Annotated in this window: 8 protein-coding genes; 2 read left to right on the forward strand and 6 right to left on the reverse strand. The window is 68.1% G+C overall.

The window, feature by feature from the left end; all coding sequences use genetic code 11:
* Positions 1–99 precede the first annotated feature (99 nt).
* Entirely contained in the window at positions 100–1,143 is a 1,044-nt protein-coding gene (locus ACFC4D_RS01145; protein WP_376061138.1) for a hypothetical protein, read from the forward strand.
* On the opposite strand, the gene ACFC4D_RS01150 is transcribed toward ACFC4D_RS01145, so the two are convergent.
* The 3 genes from ACFC4D_RS01150 to ACFC4D_RS01160 form a co-directional block, all read right to left on the reverse strand.
* Positions 1,094–1,447: a hypothetical protein gene (locus ACFC4D_RS01150; RefSeq protein ID WP_364634112.1), complete on the reverse strand. Its 354-nt coding sequence runs from the start codon at positions 1,445–1,447 to the stop codon at positions 1,094–1,096. The two genes, ACFC4D_RS01145 and ACFC4D_RS01150, sit on opposite strands and share 50 nt — an antisense overlap.
* Positions 1,448–1,520: 73 nt before the next feature.
* Positions 1,521–2,045 carry a flavoprotein gene (locus ACFC4D_RS01155; RefSeq protein ID WP_376061139.1) on the reverse strand — a complete coding sequence of 175 codons (525 nt, stop codon included), beginning with the start codon at positions 2,043–2,045 and terminating at the stop codon, positions 1,521–1,523.
* Positions 2,046–2,074: 29 nt separating this feature from the next.
* Positions 2,075–3,058, reverse strand: coding sequence for an NADP-dependent oxidoreductase (locus tag ACFC4D_RS01160; protein ID WP_376061140.1), 984 nt, complete (start codon positions 3,056–3,058; stop codon positions 2,075–2,077).
* 246 nt (positions 3,059–3,304) lie between these two features.
* Here ACFC4D_RS01160 and ACFC4D_RS01165 point away from each other — a divergent pair, with 246 nt between their 5' ends.
* Positions 3,305–3,640: an RNA polymerase-binding protein RbpA gene (locus ACFC4D_RS01165; RefSeq protein WP_364634107.1), complete on the forward strand. Its 336-nt coding sequence runs from the start codon at positions 3,305–3,307 to the stop codon at positions 3,638–3,640.
* Positions 3,641–3,757: 117 nt separating this feature from the next.
* On the opposite strand, the gene ACFC4D_RS01170 is transcribed toward ACFC4D_RS01165, so the two are convergent.
* From ACFC4D_RS01170 to ACFC4D_RS01180, 3 genes are all read right to left on the reverse strand, one after another.
* On the reverse strand, positions 3,758–4,549 hold the full coding sequence (locus ACFC4D_RS01170) for an ABC transporter permease (RefSeq protein ID WP_375967764.1): 792 nt from the start codon (positions 4,547–4,549) through the stop codon (positions 3,758–3,760).
* A gap of 65 nt (positions 4,550–4,614) precedes the next feature.
* Positions 4,615–5,607, reverse strand: coding sequence for an ATP-binding cassette domain-containing protein (locus ACFC4D_RS01175; protein WP_376061141.1), 993 nt, complete (start codon positions 5,605–5,607; stop codon positions 4,615–4,617).
* Complete coding sequence (locus ACFC4D_RS01180) at positions 5,604–19,268, reverse strand: amino acid adenylation domain-containing protein (RefSeq protein WP_376061142.1); 13,665 nt, start codon at positions 19,266–19,268, stop codon at positions 5,604–5,606. Before ACFC4D_RS01180 ends, ACFC4D_RS01175 begins: the two co-directional genes overlap by 4 nt.
* Positions 19,269–19,374: the final 106 nt, after the last annotated feature.

The raw sequence follows: 19,374 nt of genomic DNA on the forward strand, positions 1-19,374 counted from the left end.
CGATGAGGGGTTCTCGGCGTTTCTAGTACCCGGGTATTACGTGCGAACCCCACCGCCGGGGGACGCCCGGTGCGGGACGGCGCTCATAGCGTCACCGATATGACCACCAGCGTCGCCGAAATCCGCACCGCCGCTCCCGCTTCCAGCCCGCGGCCGTGGCATCGCCCCCTGCTCGCCATGACCGTCGTCATGTCCGCGCTGGCGCTATTCGCGCTGTGCGCCATGGCATTCGACGATCGGATGCTGCTGCACGAATCGGTGTGGCTCAAACCGCTCAAATTCGCGGTCGCCTTCGTCGCGTACTCGATCACCCTGGCGTGGCTGCTGCGCTTCCCGCATCGCGGGCAGCGGCTCACCTGGTGGATGGGAACGATCTTCGCCGTCACCGGAATCCTGGATGTCGGATTCATCGTGATGCAGGCCGCGCGCGGCACCTTCAGCCATTTCAATACCGAAACCGATGCCTTCAACACCATCGGACAGCAGATCTTCATGACCGGTGTGCCCGGACTGTTCCTGGCGAATCTGGTGATCGCGGTGACGCTGAGCTGGCAGCGGGTCACCGATCGGCCCGTCAGTCGCGCCATCCACGCCGGGCTCGCGCTCGCGGTGGCCGGGATGGGCGTGGCGTACATGATGGGCTTCAGCGGTAAACAGGAATCCACCGACGCCTACGGCAAGCCCATCGAACTCGCGGCCGGGCACACCTTCGAGAGCGGACAACCGCTGGTGCGCGACGGTGTCGGCACCATGCCGATCACGCATTGGAGCACCGTCGGCGGCGATCTGCGCATCGCGCACTTCCTGGGCCTGCACGCGATTCAGATACTCATCGTGGCCGCCCTGCTGCTGGCCCGGCTGGCCCCGCGCACCCGCTGGCTGCGCACCGAACGCGCTCGCGCCGACCTGATCTGGGTGTTCGCCCTGACCTACGCGGGACTTTTCGGCGTCATCGCCTGGCAGGCGCTGCGCGGTCAGGCGCTCATCCATCCCGATTCCGCGACCCTGCTCGGGTTCGGAATCACCGCCGCGGTACTGCTACTGGGGACCGCCCTGGTCTACGCGATCCACGGCCGCGGCACCGCGCCGGTGGTCAGCGCAGCCGCTCGGCATCGCGCGTCAGTTTCACCAATATCGCGGTGAGTTCGGACAGTTCGATGGAGTCGGCCCCCTCCTCGACGGCGGTGGCCACATCCTCGGCGGCACAGCGCGCGGCGAACCAGCGATCGGACAGATCGCCTACCTCCTGCGCGCTGAGCACCACCGAATCCTCGGGAATCCCGCTCCCCTTCAGGCTGTTCCGCGCCTCATAGGCGCGCTGCCTGCATGATTGCCGGCAATACCGCCGACGCCGCCCCACCTCCGAATCGGCGATCTCCCTCCCACACCACTGGCAGGACAGTTGCCGCTTGGGGGCGCGATGATCTGAGGTAGGAGTACGCGTCACGCAGCACACGATAGCCGGATCGATCACCCGTACCGCGGCAACACCACAACCCACCTCCTCTTTTTCCACCGGATCACGCCCGCATGCGCAGCCCGGGATGCTCGAGCACCGCGCGCCATGCCGCCGAAAGCGGAAGTGCCGCACCCGGTTCTGCGGGCACGATGGTGACCCCGCTCTCGGCGAGGGTGCGCAGGGCCCGCTGAATCGGCCGGAAGTTCAATTGCCCTTGACTCGAATACGGAACGGCCACAACGGGTTTCCCATCCCCGACGGCTTCGATGAGCAGACCGAGCGCGAGCGTGTCCGAAATGCCCACCGCCCATTTGGCTATCGAATTACCGGTCAGCGGAGCCGCGATCATGGCGTCCGCGGGCGGCAGCAGATCCGGTGTCCCCGGTTCCTTGTATTCGCTGCGCACGGGCCATCCGGTCGTGGCCGCGAGGGCGTCGGCATCGATGAACTTTCTCCCCGATGGGGAGGCGATCACACAGACTTCCCACCCCTGCCCCCGCGCCATATCTACCAGGGCCGCAACCTCGCTCGCCCGGGAAGATCCGGTGACGATCGCGTACAGCGCCGGCGCACCTTGAGCATTCATATGACCAGCATGAGCCACCGGGCATGCGGCTACGGGACGAGCACAAGCTTGCCGGGCCCGTGGCCTTTGATCCCGTCGCGATGCGCCTGCGCCGCGTCGGTCAGGGGGTACACGGCGTCGATCAGAATGCGCAGCTCACCCGAACGCGCCGCCAACTCCGCGCGCGCGGCATTGCGGACGGCGAACCCCGCGTCCTGACCCGGGCCGTAACCCAGTGCCTTGATACCGGCTTCGATATGACGATCCGAGGCCGCGATCGATGCGATCCGCCGCGGATCGGCGACCACCTCGAGCGAAACATCCAGGGCCTCGTCGCCACCCGCGCAATCGATGGCGGCGGTAATGGGCCCGGGCGCGACGGCCCGCACGCGATCCAGCAATCCGGGACCGTAGGCCACCGGAATGGTCCCGAGATCATGCAGCAGTTCATGATTCGCGGCGCTCGCGGTGGCGATGACGGTCGCGCCCGCGGCCACGGCCAACTGCACGACCAGCGATCCGACGCCGCCCGAACCGCCGTGCACGAGCACGGTGTCGCCCGGGCCGACCCCGGCCGCGTGCAATGTGTGCGCCGCCGTGGTGCCGGTGAGCATCAATGCCCCGGCTTCGGGCCAGCCCAGTTCGGCGGGCTTGGGGATCAGCGAGGTCACCGGTGCGGTGACGTAATCGGCGTAGGCGCCGGTGACGGGATAGACGATCACCTCCGCGCCGACCTCGATATCGCGCACGTCCGCACCGATCGCGGTGACCACGCCCGCACATTCGAGTCCGAGCCGGGGCAGTTCCTCGGCGAGCCCGGCGGCATCCTTCTCGTCCTCGTCGACCTCGTGGAAAGCGCCGCTGTAGAGCTTCCAATCAATGGGGTTCACCCCCGCCGCCCGCACTCGCACGACTACGCCATCCGCTTCGGGCAGCGGTACCGGGGTCTCGACGACCTCGAGCACATCCGGCGATCCGTATCCGGTCGGCCGCACTATCCGGGCCACGGTGTCCATTCTCTGATCTCTGCTCATGAACTCAGTCTCGAATTCGAATGGCATGATGTCTACTGCATACTTCGCAGTCCATGATTGCGTTGAACGCAATCCACCCTCGGCGCATGGCGTGTGACACGCCGTGGCGAAAGCGTCGCCGACGGGCGAGTAGAATGGCAGGGTTCTCCCCCCACGGGAACCGAAGCCCGCGCCCCTGCGTTAACTGTGCAGAAGCGTTGACATGAAGTTTTGAACGTTGCCGATAGGCGAGAAGGGACCGCACCCATGGCAGATCGCGTACTCCGGGGCAGTCGACTTGGAGCGGTGAGCTACGAGACCGACCGCGACCACGACCTGGCGCCCCGTCGGATGGCGCGGTACAAGACGGAGAACGGCGAGGAATTCGATGTTCCGTTCGCCGATGACGCCGAGATTCCCCCGACCTGGTTGTGCCGCAACGGCCAGGAGGGTGTGCTCATGGAGGGCACCACGCAGGAGCCCAAGAAGGTGAAGCCGCCGCGCACGCACTGGGACATGCTGCTGGAGCGTCGCAGCAAGGAGGAGCTGGAAGAGCTCCTGCAGGAGCGGATGGATCTGATCAAGAGCCGTCGCCGCGCCTGATCCGCGGTAAATACTCCGCGCTACGGAATTGGCCGAGCCCCCCTCCCATTCGGGAGGGGGGCTCGCCTCTTATATCTTACCGGCCCGCCACCCTTGGCGGGCCGAATTGGTTGCTACTCAGTGGCTGGCGACCTTGCGATACTGCAACAGCGCCAACGGAACCGCGATCGCGAGGATGCCGAGCGAGCACAGCGACGCGTACATGATGCAGTGGTCGGCGGGCCAGCCCTGGGCGGGAGTGAATCCCGGGGGCGAGCCATTGCCGAAGAGTTTGCGCCCGGCCGCCGAGACGGCGGTGATGGGATTCCAGGCGGCGACGGTGCGCAACGGACCGGGCAGGGTCTCCCCGGAGATGAACGCCGAGGAGATGAATGTCAGTGGGAACAGCCAGATCAGGCCCGCGCTCTGCGCCACCTCCACGCTCGGTGACATGAGCCCGGTGAGCGCGCCCACCCAGGACATGGCGAACGCGAACAGCAGGATGACCGCGAAAGCCAAGACGGCGTTGATGACTCCGTCATTGATGCGCCAGCCCACCGCGTACCCGCAGCCCACCATGACCGCCAGGGCCAGGATATTGACCACGAGGTCGGAGAGCGTGCGGCCCATCAGCACCGCCAGCCGGGACATGGGCAGGGTGCGCATCCGGTCGATAATGCCCTTGTGCAGGTCGTTGGCCAGGCCGACGGTGGTGAACGCGGCATTGAATGCCACCGTCTGGGTGAAAATTCCGGCCAGCAGGAATTCGCGGTACTGACCGCCGCCCAGGGACGCGCCGAAGATGTACGCGAACAGGAAGACGAACATGAGCGGCTGGATGGTGGCGGTGACCAGCAGGGTGGGCACGCGCAGGATGGTCAGCAGATTGCGGTAGGCGACGATGGCGCTGTCCCGAATCGCCCTGGGCAGCAATAGGAGCGCGGTGTTGTCCGTGCTCGGCGGCTTGTTCGGCGCCGGGGCTTCGGCGGTGGTGGTCACGACAGAATCTCCTCTTGCACGGTATCGGTGCTGCGGGCGGAGGTTTTGCGGTCCGCGGATTTGCCGGTGAGGGAAAGGAATACGTCGTCGAGGCTGGGCCGGTGCACATCGGCGTCCAGGATGCAGACGCCCGCGTCGTCCAGGCGGCGCAGCGCTTCGACCATGGTGCGGGTGCCGTCGCCGACCACGACGGTGACCTGATCGGTGGCGGCGTCCGCGCTGGGTTCGCCGATTCCGACCTGCGCCAGAATCTGTTTGGCGGGTGTGGGGTCCTGTCCGGCCGCCAGGGTGACGGTGAGTTTGTCACCGCCGATGGAGGTCTTGAGTTCATCGGCGGACCCGCGCGCGATCACCCGGCCGCGATCGATGACGGTGATGCGGTCGGCGAGCAGATCGGCTTCCTCGAGGTACTGGGTGGTGAGCAGCACCGTGGTGCCGTCGTCCACCAGATCGCCGATGACGCGCCACATATCAAGGCGCCCACGGGGATCCAGTCCGGTGGTGGGTTCGTCGAGCACGACCACGGGCGGTTTGCACACCAGTGCGCCCGCCAGGTCGAGTCGCCGGGCCATACCGCCGGAGTAGGTGCCCGCACGCCGCCCGGCCGCGTGTTCGAGGCCGAGCGCGGCGAGCAGTTCGGTGGCGCGCTGGGCGGATTCCTTATGGCTCATGCCGTACAGCCGCGCCACCATGCGCAGGTTCTCGAAGCCGGACAGGTTGGCGTCGATCGCCGCGTACTGGCCGGACAGCCCGAGCCGGGTGCGGGCGCGCGCCGGATTCTTGAGCACGTCCACCCCGGCCACCCACACCTTGCCCGAACTCGGGGCTAGCAGGGTGGTGACGATGCGGACCGTGGTGGTCTTACCCGCGCCATTGGGTCCGAGCAGGCCCATCACGGTGCCGGACGGGATTTCCAGATCGATCCCGTCCAGCACCCGGACCTTGCCGTAGTACTTGATCAGTCCTTCCACTTCGACCGCGAGACTCATCGGCTCCCCTCCCGCTCGGTGCGGGCGGCGTTGGCGGCCAGGTGATCCCGCAGAACCGGTCCGATGACCGCCAGGGATTCGGGCGTGGTCATGCCCGAGTGGCGGCAGCGCACCAGTTGATCGTGTACGACTCCGGTGACGTGCGGTTCCCAGGCGGCGGCGTTGCGGTCCGGGTCGGAGCGGTTGATCTCGTCATCGGCGGCGGTGAAGAAGAGCAGATCGCCGATGAACACGCGGGGTTCGAAGCCGTGTGCGAGGACCGCGCCATTGGCATAGCCGTTGTAGAGACGTTCGAGATGATCGACGGTGAGCGCGGCGAACGGTCCGGGACGGTTGCGCAGGAATTCCGCGGCCTCCTGGAGTGTCATGCGCGGGTCGACATCGGTGTCGCCGCCGAGCAGGTCACTGCCGAATTCGCCGATGATGTCGGCGACGCCGGGCACCGCTTCCTCGAGCCACTGATCGGACAGCTGGTAGCTGTCCATGAGCGCGAGCGTTGCCACCTCATCGCCGGTTTCCTGCAGCCGCACCGCGATCTCGTGCGCCAGCAGACCACCGAGCGACCAGCCGAGCAGATGGTACGGGCCGTGCGGCTGTACCGACTTCATGTGTGCCACATAGTAATTCGCGGCTTCACCGATGGTGGTGTGGTCATCACCACCGGTGACGTGCGGCGCCTGCAACCCGTAGACCGGGCGGTCGGCGGGCAGCTGGGCGAGCAGTCCGGCGAAGCACCAGGCCAGACCGATGGCCGGGTGCACGCAGAACAGCGGTGCCGCACTGGTTTCGGTCATGGGACGCAGCGGCAGCACCGGTTGCAGTGCGGCCGCCAGGGCCGCACCGGCGTCACCGTCGGCATCGGCCAGGCGCCGGGCGATGGCGGCCGGGGTGGATTCGCCGAACATGGCCTGCACGGGCAAGTCCACCCCGGCGGCGCGCAGCTGTCCGACCACCTTGGTGGCCAGCAGCGAGTTGCCGCCGAGTTCGAAGAAGCCGTCGTCGACGCCGACCTGTTCCACGCCAAGCACATCGGCGAAGGCGGCGCACAGTGCCGCTTCGGTCGCGGTGGTGGGCGCGCGGTAGCCCTCGCGGGCGGCGAACACCGGTTCGGGCAGCGCTGCCCGATCCAGTTTGCCGACCGGTGAGAGCGGCACCCGGTCCAGCAGCATGATCGATTGCGGGACCATGTAATTGGGCACCAGTTCGGCCACGTGCGCGGTGAGCTCGTCGATGCTCGGCGAGCTGCCGTTGCGCGGTTTCACATAGGCGACCAGCGCGGTGGAGCCCGCCGGTGTCCGATGTCCGATGGTGGTGGCGAACTCCACGGCGGCATGCCGGGCCAGCGCCGCGTCGATCTCGCCGAGTTCGATGCGGAAGCCGCGGATCTTGACCTGGTGGTCGGTGCGCCCGACATATTCCAGATCCCGTACGCGCCCGTTCTTCTCGACCCAGCGCACCAGGTCGCCGGTGCGATACATGCGCTCGCCCGGTTTGCCGAACGGATTGGCCACGAAGCGCTGTGCGGTGAGCCCGGGCCGCCGCAGATAGCCGCGCGCCAAAGCCGCACCGGCCAACTGCAATTCACCGGTGACGCCGGCGGGCACCGGGTGCAGGCGACTGTCCAGGACGGTCGCGCCGACACCGCGGATGGGTCCGCCGATGGTGATGTGCCCGTTCGGGCGCATGGGCTGGGACATCAGCGTGACGATGGTGGTCTCGGTGGGCCCATACACGTTGTAGAGCTTGCGGCCCGGTGACCAGCGGGTCACCAGATCCGGTGGCAGCGCCTCACCGCCGACGAGCACATGCCGCAGCGAGGTGACGCCGGTGGGATCGACGGTGCCCAGCGCCGAGGTGGTGATGAAGGCGTGCGTGATGCCTTCGTCGATGAACACCCGGCCCAGATCCGCGCCGCCCACCACACCGGGCGGGCTGATCACCAGGGTCGCCGCACCGCCGAGCGCGAAGAGCAGATCGAGCATGGCGGCGTCGAAACTCGGTGTGGCGAAGTGCAATATCCGGCAACCCGGTCCGACCTCGAACCGCTGTGCGGTCTCGGCGGCGAAGTTGGACAGACCGCCGTGCGTCACCACGACGCCCTTGGGGATGCCGGTGGAGCCGGAGGTGTAGATGACGTACGCCGGATTGTCCATGCGCAGCGGTGAGACACGCTCGTCATCGCGGATGGGCGCGTCCGAGGAGGCCAGCACCCGCCGCCGGAACGACGGCGCGTCCAGGACGGTCCAGTTCGCGCCCTCGGGCATGCGCTCGCGGTGCGCGGAGAGCGTAATGCCGATGGCCGCACCGGAATCGAGCAGCATATGGCTGATGCGCTGTTCCGGATAGTTGGGATCGACCGGTACGAACGCGGCTCCGGCCTTGGCGATGGCCAGGGTGACGGCCACCGATTCCGCGGAGCGCGGAATGCCCATGGCGACCAGGGTTTCCGGGCCGACGCCGTAGCCGATGAGCACCCGGGCGAGCCGGTTGGTCCAGCGGTCCAGGGCGTCATAGGAGATCTGGGTGCCCGCCGCGCGCACGGCGATGGCCTGTCGATTGAGGTTGGCCGCGGCCTCGAACACCTCGGGGAAGGTGATCGGCAGACCGGGCTCCGCACCGCGCACCGGGGCCAGCGCCGACCATTCGCCGGAGTCCAGGAGTTCCAGATCCCCCACGGCCAGTGCCGGATTCGCGGCGGCCGCGCCGAGCATGCGCACGAACCGATCCGCGAGTCGCTGTGCGGTGCCCTCGTCGAAGAGGTCGGCCGCGTAGTTCACCGAGACGGTGATGCCGTCGGGTTCGCGGCGCGGGGTCCAGGCTTCGGTGAGGGTGAATTGCAGATCGAATTTGGCGATGCCGGGATCGGCGTCGTCGTTCTCGATGCGCAGACCGGGCAGCTCCAGCACGCGCACGGGCTGGTTCTGCACCGACAACATGACCTGGAACATGGGGTGGTGCGCCTGGGTGCGCACCGGATTGAGCACCTCGACGAGCCGTTCGAACGGTACGTCGGCGTGCGCGAAGGCTTCCAGATCGGTATCGCGGACCGCGCGCAGCAGATCGCCGAAGGCCGCGCCGCCGGTGACCCCGGTACGCAACACCAGGGTGCCGACGAACATGCCGACCATGCGATCCAGTGCCGGATGTCCGCGCCCGGCGATGGGTGTGCCGACGGTGATGTCGTCCGCGGCGGTGACCCGATGCAAGAGGGCGACCAGTGCGGCGTGCAGCACCATGAACATGGTGACGCCGTGTTCGGCTGCCAGGGACTGCAATTCGCGATGGGTGAAGGCGTCGAGGGTGCATTCGACGGTGCCGCCGCGATAGCTGGGCACCGGCGGGCGGGACCGGTCGGCCGGTACCGACAGCAGTTCGGGAATGCCGTCGAGGGCGCGCCGCCAGTAGTCGAGCTGGCGGCTGATCACCGAATCGGGATCACCTTCGACGCCGAGCACGTCCTGCTGCCACAGCGTGTAATCGGCGTACTGGATGGGCAATTCGGCCCAGTCGGGTTCGCCGCCGCCCGCGTACGCCCGGTAGGCGGTGGCCACATCGGCCGCGAGCGGTTGCAGTGACCAGCCGTCCATGGCGATGTGATGCACCACCATGACCAGCACGTGTTCGGACGGTTCGGCCCGGTTGCCGCCCGTAGCACCGGTCAGGCGCAACAGGGTGGCGCGCAGCGGAACCTGGGTGCCGAGGTCGAATCCGGCGGCGGTGACCCGGCGGATCTCCTCGGGCACCTCCTGCGGTTTGACCGCGCGCAGCGGCAGCGAGACCGCGGCGTCGGCGGGTTCGAGCACGTGCTGGCAGGGTTCGCCGTCGATTTCGGGGAAGACCGTGCGCAGCGTCTCATGCCTGCGCTGCACCGCGTGCAATGCCGCGCGCAACGCCTGTACGTTGAGGTCGCCGTGCAGGCGCAGTGCGACCGGAATGTTGTACGCGCCCAGCGCTTCTCCCTGATCCCCGGAGGCGTTGAACTTCTCCAGGAACCACAGTCGCCGTTGTGCGGCCGAGAGCGGGATCTGCGCGGGGCGGGTGCGCCGGCGCGGTTCCAGGCGGGCGTCGGCGGTGCTCGGACCGGAGTCCAATGCGGCGGCGAGCCCGGCCACGGTGGGCGCGGCGAAAACGGTCCGCACCTCCAGCCGGACACCGGTGGCGGTGGCCAGGCGCGCCACCAATTGGGTGGCGAGCAGCGAGTTTCCGCCGATTTCGAAGAAGCTGTCGTCCGCGCCGAGGTTGTCCGCGCCGACCAGATCGCTCATCACCTGGGCGACCAGGCGTTCGGTATCGGTCTCCGGATCGCGAGAGACCAGTGCGACCACGGCCCGGGGTTGCGGCAGCGCGTCGCGATCGAGTTTGCCGACCGGGGTCAGCGGAATGCGGTCCAGCGGGGTCAGGCTGCTCGGCACCATATGCGCGGGCAGGTGTTCGGCACAGTGCGCCCGCAGCTGATCCAGATCGACAGCGGCCGGATCGACGGGCAGTACGAAGGACACGATGCGCTTGGTGCCCGCGATATCGCGAACTTCGGTGTGCGCGAAGTGGATTCCCGGATGTGCGGTGAGCACGGCGTCGATCTCGCCGAGTTCGATGCGGAAACCGCGCACCTTGACCTGATGGTCACTGCGGCCCAGGTAATTCAGTTCGCCGTCGGCGGTCCAGCGCACCACATCACCGGTGCGGTACATGCGCGCGCCTTCGGGACCGTACGGATCGGCGATGAACCGCGCGGCGGTGAGGTCGTAGCGGTCGACATAGCCGCGCGCGGAACCCTGTCCGCCGATGTACAACTCACCGGGAACGCCGACGGGCACCGGGCGGAGTCGCTCATCGAGGACGAGCGCCCGCGCACCGCGCACCAGGGAGCCGATGGTGACGGGTTCCCCGACGACCATGGGCCCGGCGATGGTGACCACGACGGTGGTCTCGGTGGGTCCGTACCCATTGAACATGGCGCGCCCGGGCGCCCAGCGGGCCACTAATTCCGGCCCGCACGCCTCGCCGCCGACCATGACCGAACGCAAATGCGGCAGCGCCCAGCGGTCCCGGTCGATGGTGGAGAGCGCCGCCGGGGTCATGAAGGTGTGGCTGATCTCCTCTTCCTCCATGAGCGCGGCCAATTCGTCGCCGCCGTAGATATCGGCGGGCACGATGACCATGGTCGCGCCGGAGCCGACCGCCAGCAGCAGATCGAAGATGGCGGCGTCGAAGCTCGGTGAGGAGAAGTGCATGGTGCGGGCCTCGCGGTCCACCCGCATGCGGTCGCGGATCTCATCGGCGAAATTGGACAGGCCGCCGTGGGTCACCGCCACGCCCTTGGGTTTTCCGGTGGAGCCGGAGGTGTAGATGACGTAGGCGAGGTCCGCGGTCCACAGCGTGGTGGTGCGGTCGGCGTCGGTGATGGGTCCGTCGTCGAGTACTTCCAGATCGTCGAGGAGTTCGGGATCGTCGAGCAGCATCCAGGACATGGCGTGATCACCCGCGGCCGCGTGCAGCCGGTCGGCGTGTTCGGTCATGCTGATGCCGACCCGGCAGCCGGAGTCGGTGAGCATATGCCGCACGCGATCCGCCGGATAGTTGGGGTCGACCGGGACGAACGCCGCCCCCGACTTCGCGACGGCCAGCACCGACAGCACCGATTCGGCGGAGCGGGTCAGGCCCAGGGCCACCCGGTCGCCCGGGCCGATGCCCTGCTGAATGAGCGCGCGTGCCAGGCGATTCGAGTAGACGTCGGATTCGAGGTAGGTGAGCGCGGTGTCACCGAAGCGCAGGAATTCGCGGTCCGCGTTCAGGTGTGCGGTGGCGGCGAAGTACGCGGCCAGGCTGCACTGCGGTTCGGGCGCGGGTCCCCAGGCGGGGGTGAGCAATTCGCGTTCGGCGTCGGTGCGGGCGTCGATGGCGCGTACCCGGACCCGCGGGTCGGCGGTGACGGCCTCGAACACCCGGAGCAGGCGGTCGGTGAGGATCTGCACCGACTGCTGATCGAAAAGCTCCGCCGCGTAGACGAATTCGTAGATCCGGTCCTCGGCGGTGCGATCGCCGGGCAGCACCCGCAGTTCGAGATCGAACTTGGCGAGCGCGATATCGAGTTCCTCGGCCTGCAGGGCCAGACCCGGCAATTGCAGTGCGGGCAACGGTGTGTCCTGCACGGTCAGCGCGACCTGCAGGACCGGGCGGCTGCCGCCCGCACCGGTGCCGAGCTCCTCGATGACGCGTTCGAACGGCACCTCGGCATTGGCCATGGCCGCGAGTTCGGTATCGCGATCGGCCTGCAGCAGTTCGGCGAAGGTGCGGTCCGGATCCACATCCGAGCGCAGCACCAGGGTGTTGACGAACATGCCGACGAGCTCGTCCAGGCGGGTGTCGGTGCGACCGGCCACCGGGGTGCCGATGACGATGTCCCGGCCGCCGGTGACCACGCGCAGCAGCACCGCGAGGCTGGAGCGCAGCACCATGAACATGCTGACGCCATGGCCGCGCGCGAGGTCGGTGAGCCGGTGCTGCAGGTCTTCCGGCACCTCGAACCGCACCACGCCGGAGCGCTGGGTGGGTTCGGCGGGCCGGGCCCGGTCGTAGGGCAGCGGCATTTCCTCGGGCAGATCCGCCAGTGCGCCCCGCCAGTAGGCGAGCTGGGTGGCGGCGGTGCTCTCCGGATCGGATTCCAGGCCCAGGCATTCGCGCTGCCACAGGCTGAAATCGCTGTACTGCACCGGAAGTGGCGTCCAGGCCGGTGCGACCCCGCCGTGCCGGGCGGCGTACGCGATGGCCAGATCCCGGGTGAGCGGGCCGAGTGACCAGCCGTCGGCGGCGATGTGATGCAGCACGATGCCGAGCAGATGCCGTCGATTCCCGGTGCGCAGCAGGGTGATTCGCAGCGGGATGTCCCGGGTGAGGTCGAAGCCACGGCGGGCGAGCGAGCGCAGTGCGGTGCGCGCGCCGACGTCATCGGTGTCGATGGGGTCCAGCACCGGCAGGCACTGTGCGGTCTCCTGCAGCAGCTGGTGTGCGCCGTGTTCGTCCTCGGGGAAGACGGTGCGCAGCACCTCGTGCCGCTCGACCAGATCCGCCAGGGCCGCGCGCAGGGCGGGCACATCCGGATCGCCGTCGATTCGCAGCACGAACGCGATGTTGTAGGCACTGGATTCGGGGGAATATCTATTGAGGAACCACAGTCGCTGCTGCGGCAGGGACAGTGGTATGCGCTCCGGGCGCGGGGCATGCACAGCCAGCGCCGCCCGCTGCGTCCGGGGCGCTTCCTGCAATCGGGCGGCCACGCCCGCCACGGTGGGCGCTTCGAAGATGGCGCGCACCGGCAGTTCCACACCGAATTCGGTGTGCAGGGCCGCGGTGAGCCGGGTGGCGAGCAGTGAGTTGCCGCCGACCTCGAAGAAATTGTCTTCCGCGCCTTGGATTTCGGTACCGAGTACGGTGCCGAAGACGGCGGCGACCTGGAGTTCCATCTCGGTTTCCGGGGCGCGCGAGGGTGCGCCCGCGGCGAAATCGGGTGCGGGCAGCGCCTTGCGGTCGAGTTTGCCGGACGGGGTGACCGGCAGATTCTCCAGCAGGGTCAAGGCCGAGGGCACCATATAGCCGGGCAGCCTGCCCCGCGCGGTCGCCATGACGGCCGTGATATCGACCTCGGTATCGGCGGTGAGATAGGAGACCAGGCGCGGGATACCGCGTTCGTCATTGTGGACGACGGTGAGCGCGAAGGTGATTCCCTCGTGCGCCAGCAGCACATGATCGATCTCGCGCAGTTCGATGCGGAAGCCGCGGATCTTGATCTGATCGTCCGCGCGGCCCAGGAAGCGCAGCTGTCCGGAGCCGTCCGCGACCACGAGATCACCGGTGCGGTACATGCGCTCACCGCGTCGCCCGTGCGGATTCGCCGGGAACGACTGTGCGGTGAGCCCGTGCCGTCCGAGATAACCGCGCGCCAGGCCGGGACCGGACAGGTACAGCTCGCCCGCCACACCCGGTGGCACCGGATGCAGGCGGCCGTCGAGCACGAACAGGCGCATACCGCGCACCGGAAGACCAATGGGCACGGGCTGACCCGCGATCATCGGACCGGTGGCGGTCGCGGCGACCGTGGCCTCGGACGGACCGTACATATTGTGCATCCGGCGCACGGGCAGTGCTTCCGGTCGCGCCTCGGGATCGGTCCAGATGCGCACCAGATCCTCGGGGCAGGCCTCACCGCCGACGATGACCGCCTCGAGATCGGGCAGATCCCGCGAGGGCACGGTGCCCAGCGCCGCCGGGGTGACGAAGGCGTGCGTCACCCGCTCCTCGCGCAGCAGCACCGCCAGTTCGATACCGCCGTAGATACCGGCGGGCGCGACCACGATGGTGGCTCCGGCCGCGAAACCGAGCAGCAGTTCCAGTACCGAGGCGTCGAAGCTGGGCGAGGAGAAGTGCAGTGTGCGTGCGGAATCGGTGACGCGGAACAGATGCATCTGCTCATGCGCCAGCGAGGCGATGCCCGCATTGGTGACGACCACGGCCTTGGGCTTTCCGGTCGATCCCGAGGTGTAGATGAGGTACGCGGGTCCGGCGGTGCGCAGCGGGTGATGCCGGTCGGCGTCGGTGAGCGGGGTGAGCGGGAACTGTTCGCATTCGGCGGCGAGTTCGGGTGACCCGATCAGCAGCCAGTCGACGTAGCTCTTGCGGTGCCGCCCACGGTTTCCCGGCCAATCGGGCATTTCGCCGCGACGGTCCGGACTGGTGATGCCGAGCATGGCCCCGGAGTCGGCGAGCATATGCGCGATGCGATCGGCGGGATAGTCCGGATCGATCGGCACATACGCGGCACCGGTTTTGGCGACCGACCAGACCGCGAGCACACAGTCCAGACTGCGCGACAGCGCGACGGCCACCACCACTTCGGGGCCCGCGCCGTGTTCGATGAGCACGCGCGCCAGGCGATTCGAGCGCTCGTCGAGTTCGCGATAGCTGGTGTCCTGCCCCTGGTATCGCACCGCGACCGCATCGGGCACCCGTTCGGCGGTATCGGTGAGCAGGCGCGCCAGGGTGCTGGCGGGTTCGGCGGGCGACCCCATGATGGGCACCAGTTTGGCGATCTCGCGGGCGTCCAGCATGGGCAGATCGCCGACCGGGACGGCCGGATCGGCGACGGCCGCAGTGAGCACCGCACCGAAGCGGCGGGCAATGGCCTCGACCGTGGCATGGTCGAAAACATCCGCGGCATAACCGAATTCGGCGGTGAGCGGCATTTCCTCGGCCGCGGTGCCGAGCGGTTCGTGCACGGTGAGCTGCAGATCGAACTTGGCCACGTCGACCGCCATGGGCAGCACCTCGGCGGTCACCCCGGGCAGATCGAACTTCAGCTCGGGGGTGCTGTCGTAGGACAGCATGACCTGGAACAGCGGATGCCGGGCCGCCGAGCGCTCCGGGTTGACCACCTCGACGAGACGTTCGAACGGTACGTCGGCATTGGCGAAGGCATTGAGATCGGTATCGCGGACCTCGGCGAGCATGCGATCGAAGCCGGCGGCCGGATCGACCCGGGTGCGCAGCACCAGGGTGTTGACGAACATGCCGACGAGCTCGTCCAGGGCCGGATCACTGCGCCCGGCGATGGGGGTGCCGATGGCGATATCGGTCGTATTGCACAGGCGCGCGAGCACGGCCGCGAGCGCCGCGTGCAACACCATGAACGTGCTGACGCCGCGTTCGGCCGCGACGGCGGCGAGCCTGCGGCGGGTGTCGACCGGAATGCTGAACTCCACCCGGCCGCCATCGGTGGAGCGCTGCCGCGGCCGCGGGCGATCCAGCGGCAGATCGAGCTGATCGGGCAGGTCCGAGAGCGCGGCGCGCCAGTAGGCGAGCTGTTTGGACAGTGCGCTGGCGGGATCGGCTTCATCGCCGAGCAATTCGCGCTGCCAGAGCGCGAAGTCCGCGTACTGCACCGGAAGTGGCGTCCAGTCCGGTGCGACCCCGGTGCTGCGGGCGGCGACCGCGCTCATGATGTCGCGGGTCAGCGGTGCGATGGACCAGCCGTCGCCGCTGATGTGGTGCAGCACCATGAGGAAGACGTGCCGGTCCGGTCCGGTCTCGTAGAGCGCGACCCGCACGGGGGCCTGACTGCGCAGATCGAAGCCGTAGCCCGCGAATTCGGTGGCGAGGGTGAGGACATCGCCCGCGGTGGCGTCGATCGGGTCCAGGGTGAGCGGGATCTCGGCGGCCGGATGCACCACCTGGCCCGGACCTTCCGGACTGTCCGGGAAGGTGGTGCGCAGGCTTTCATGGCGTTCGAGCACATCGAGCAGACCCGCGCGCAGTGCCGAAATGTCCAGTGGCCCGGTCAAAGCCACGGCCAGGGGCATGTTGTAGGCGGCGGCGTGTTCGGCGAAGCGGTTCAGGATCCACAGCCGCTGCTGGGCCAGGGACAGCGGAATGTGCTCGGGCCGCTGTGCCGCACCGAGTTTCGGTGAGGAGGTCTCGGCCGCGAGCCCCTCCACGCGCGCGGCGAGCGTGCCGACCGTGGAGGATTCGAACAGATCGCGAATGGTGAGTCCCGCGCCAACCACATTGTTGACGCGCGCGATGGCCCGGGCGGCGCTGAGCGAATTGCCGCCGAGGTCGAAGAAATTGTCGCCGACGCCGATCTCGTCGATGCCGAGCACCTCGGCGAAGATGGCGATGAGCTGATGTTCGAGTTCGGTGCGCGGTCCGGCGCTGGGCCGGGCGGCACGACGCGGGGCGCTGCCCGGATCGGGCAGCGCCTTGCGGTCGACCTTGCCATTGGCATTGAGCGGTAGTTCGTCGAGCACCAGCAGCACCGGCGGCACCATATAGCCGGGCAGGATCCGGCGCAGACCGGCGAGCAGTTCGGCCGAATCGAGCGGTGCGGCGCCGGGTGCGGCGACCGCGTACGCGGCGAGTTCATCGCCGCCGCGACCACGGCGCGCGACGCAGACCGCGCGCGCCACCCGCTTATCGGACAGCAGGGCCGCTTCGATCTCGCCGAGTTCGATGCGCAGACCGCGAATCTTGACCTGGAAATCGCTGCGGCCCAGGTATTCCAGCACTCCGGTGCGACCGCCGCGCCAGCGCACCAGATCGCCGGTGCGGTACATGCGGGTGCCGGGGGAGAACGGGTTGGCCACGAAACGATCGGCGCTCAATCCGGGGCGGCCGAGGTAACCGCGCGCCAGCTGGACACCGGCGAGGTAGAGCTCGCCGACGACGCCGGGGGCCACCGGCTGCAAACGCGCGTCCAGGACATAGGTGCGGGTGTTCCACACCGGTGCGCCGATGGGCACATCGGTCGCGCCGGGCGTGCAATGCCAGGCGGTGACGTCGACGGCGGCCTCGGTGGGTCCGTACAGATTGTGCAATTGCGGTGCGCCGGAACCGGTGCCGAGCGCGGTGTGGAATTCGGCGACGGTGGCGGCGGGCAGTGCCTCACCGGAGCAGAACACCCTGGTCAGTCCGGTGCAGCCCGCGACATCGGTATCGGTGAGGAAGACCGACAGCATGGACGGTACGAAATGCGCCGTCGTCACGCCCTTGTCAGCGATGATCCGGGCCAGATAGCCCGGATCGCGATGTCCGTCGGGTGCGGCGATGAGCAGTCTCGCGCCGATCTGCAACGGCCAGAAGAACTCCCACACCGAGACGTCGAAGGTGGCGGGGGTCTTCTGCAGCACCACATCGGAGCTGTCCAGCGGGTACGCGTGCTGCATCCAGCGCAGGCGGTTCACGATGGCGGCGTGTGAGATGCCCACGCCCTTGGGCTTACCGGTGGAGCCGGAGGTGAACAGCACGTACGCCAGATGTTCGGCACGCAGCGGGGCGGTGCGGTCGGCATCGGTGACGGGCCGCGCGCCGTGCGCGGACAGGTCGGCGGTGTCGATATCGAATCGGGTTGCCGAATCGGGCAATTCGACCGCGTCCCGGGAGGCGGTGAGCACGCAGAGCGGATGCGCCTGTTCGACGATCTGCTCGATGCGGTCCACCGGATGATCGGGATCGAGCGGCAGGTACGCCGCGCCGGCCTTGACGATGGCGTACATGCCGATGAGCAGGTCGAGGCTGCGGCGAATGGCAAGGCCGACAACGGTATCGGGTCCGGCGCCGCGCGCGATGAGTTCGCGGGCCAGGCGATTGGCGCGCTCGTCGAAGGCGGCGTAGGTGAGCGTCTCGCCCTCGAAGTCCAGGGCGATCCGGCCCGGGCACATGGCGGCCCGATCGGCGAAGAGCCCGGCCAGGGTGCCCTCCTGGCGCGCGACCTGGGTCGAATTCCATTCGTGCAGAACGCGTTCGCGTTCGAAATCGGTCAGGGCGGGCATATCGCCGACGGCGGTCTGCGGATCGGCGCGCAGGAACCTGGCCAGATAATCGAGGAACCGGCCGTGGTGCATGGTCAGTTCGCCATCGCTGTACAGGCGCGGGTTGGCCTCGAAGTCGATGTGAATGCGATTGCCGACGCCGTTGTACAGGTTGATGGACAGATCTTCGACCGGTCCGGTGGAGAGCACATTGAGCGAGCCGACCAGGCTGCCGAACTTCAGCTCACTGTGGAACAGCATGAGATTGACCATGGGGCCGAAGAATCCACGGGCGTCGCGGGCGTATCCGCTGTCGCGGCGAATGTCATCGCTGCGGTAGCGCTGATGCCGCAGCGCGCCGGTGATCTGCAATTCGACCGCGCGCACGGTGTCGGCGACGGTTTCCGGGCCGGTGAAGCGCACCCGCACCGGCACCACATTCGACACCACGCCCGCCGAGCGGCGCAGTGCGACGGTGGTGCGCGCGGAGACCGGAAGGCTCAGCACCACATCCTGATTGCCGGTGACCGCGCGTACGTAACCGGCGAGCGCGGCGACGAAGAGCGCGGACGGGTTGGAGCCGAACGCGGTCGCCGCCTCCTGCACCGCGAGTTCGACCTCGGGGGCCAGCACCGCGGTGGCGCAGCGGCGGCCCGCGTCCGAACCGGCCGCCAGCACATTGGCATTGGAGAGCGTGATGGGTTCGCTGACGCCGTCGAGCTGTTCGCGCCAGTAGTCCGCGTCATTGCGGGAGCGGCTGGTTTCGCGGTAGCGGTTCTCATCGGCGTAGATGGTGGCCAGCGGGGTGGCGCGGGAGACGACCGGTTCGGTCTGGTTCTCCAGGGCCGAGTAGATCTCGGCGGTGCGGGTGGTGGCGTTCATGGCCCCGTACCCGTCGATGACGATGTGATGCCCGCGGGTGTACCAGATGTATTCCGAATCGCCCGTCCGCAGCACCACATTGATACTGAGCGGATCGTTCTCGATATCGATGACCGAGCTGGCGTGATCGTTCATCCACGCCAGGGCCGCGGCCCGCGGATCCGGTTCCTCGCGCAGATCGATGCGCCCCCAGCCCGGCCGCCGGGTGTGGTCGATCACCTGGTGCGGCACCCCGTCGATCTCCAGCAGCCGTACATGGCCCACCTCGGTCTCCGAGCCGAACCGCTCGATGGCGTACAGCAGGCGGCCGACATCCAGATCACCGTGGATCTCCACATATTGCGCGATGGTGAGGGGGATGTCGGGCCGGACATGTTGCGCGTACCAGAGGGCCGATTGCGCGGGAGACAACGCGAAAGGTTGAGCCGAGAATTCACCCGAAGAACATTGGTCGACACGATCGGTGGCCAATGAACTCATCAATCACTCCTTCTGCCGCTGTAAGACGCAACTCCCCGAACCCCCGTGCCCCGTCTCTTCGGCTTTCGCGCACGCGCGAGCCTTAGGACGTGATCCACGCCCTATG

The organism is Nocardia sp. NPDC056000 (assembly GCF_042269265.1).
In the GTDB taxonomy this organism is placed as follows: domain Bacteria; phylum Actinomycetota; class Actinomycetes; order Mycobacteriales; family Mycobacteriaceae; genus Nocardia.

Excerpts from the sequence above, each read along its gene's own strand:
- ACFC4D_RS01165 (WP_364634107.1), top strand. The coding sequence starts at position 3,305 with ATGGCAGATCGCGTACTCCGGGGCAGTCGACTTGGAGCGGTGAGCTAC.
- ACFC4D_RS01180 (WP_376061142.1), bottom strand. The coding sequence starts at position 19,268 with ATGAGTTCATTGGCCACCGATCGTGTCGACCAATGTTCTTCGGGTGAA.
- ACFC4D_RS01175 (WP_376061141.1), bottom strand. The coding sequence starts at position 5,607 with ATGAGTCTCGCGGTCGAAGTGGAAGGACTGATCAAGTACTACGGCAAG.
- ACFC4D_RS01160 (WP_376061140.1), bottom strand. The coding sequence starts at position 3,058 with ATGAGCAGAGATCAGAGAATGGACACCGTGGCCCGGATAGTGCGGCCG.
- ACFC4D_RS01145 (WP_376061138.1), top strand. The coding sequence starts at position 100 with ATGACCACCAGCGTCGCCGAAATCCGCACCGCCGCTCCCGCTTCCAGC.
- ACFC4D_RS01155 (WP_376061139.1), bottom strand. The coding sequence starts at position 2,045 with ATGAATGCTCAAGGTGCGCCGGCGCTGTACGCGATCGTCACCGGATCT.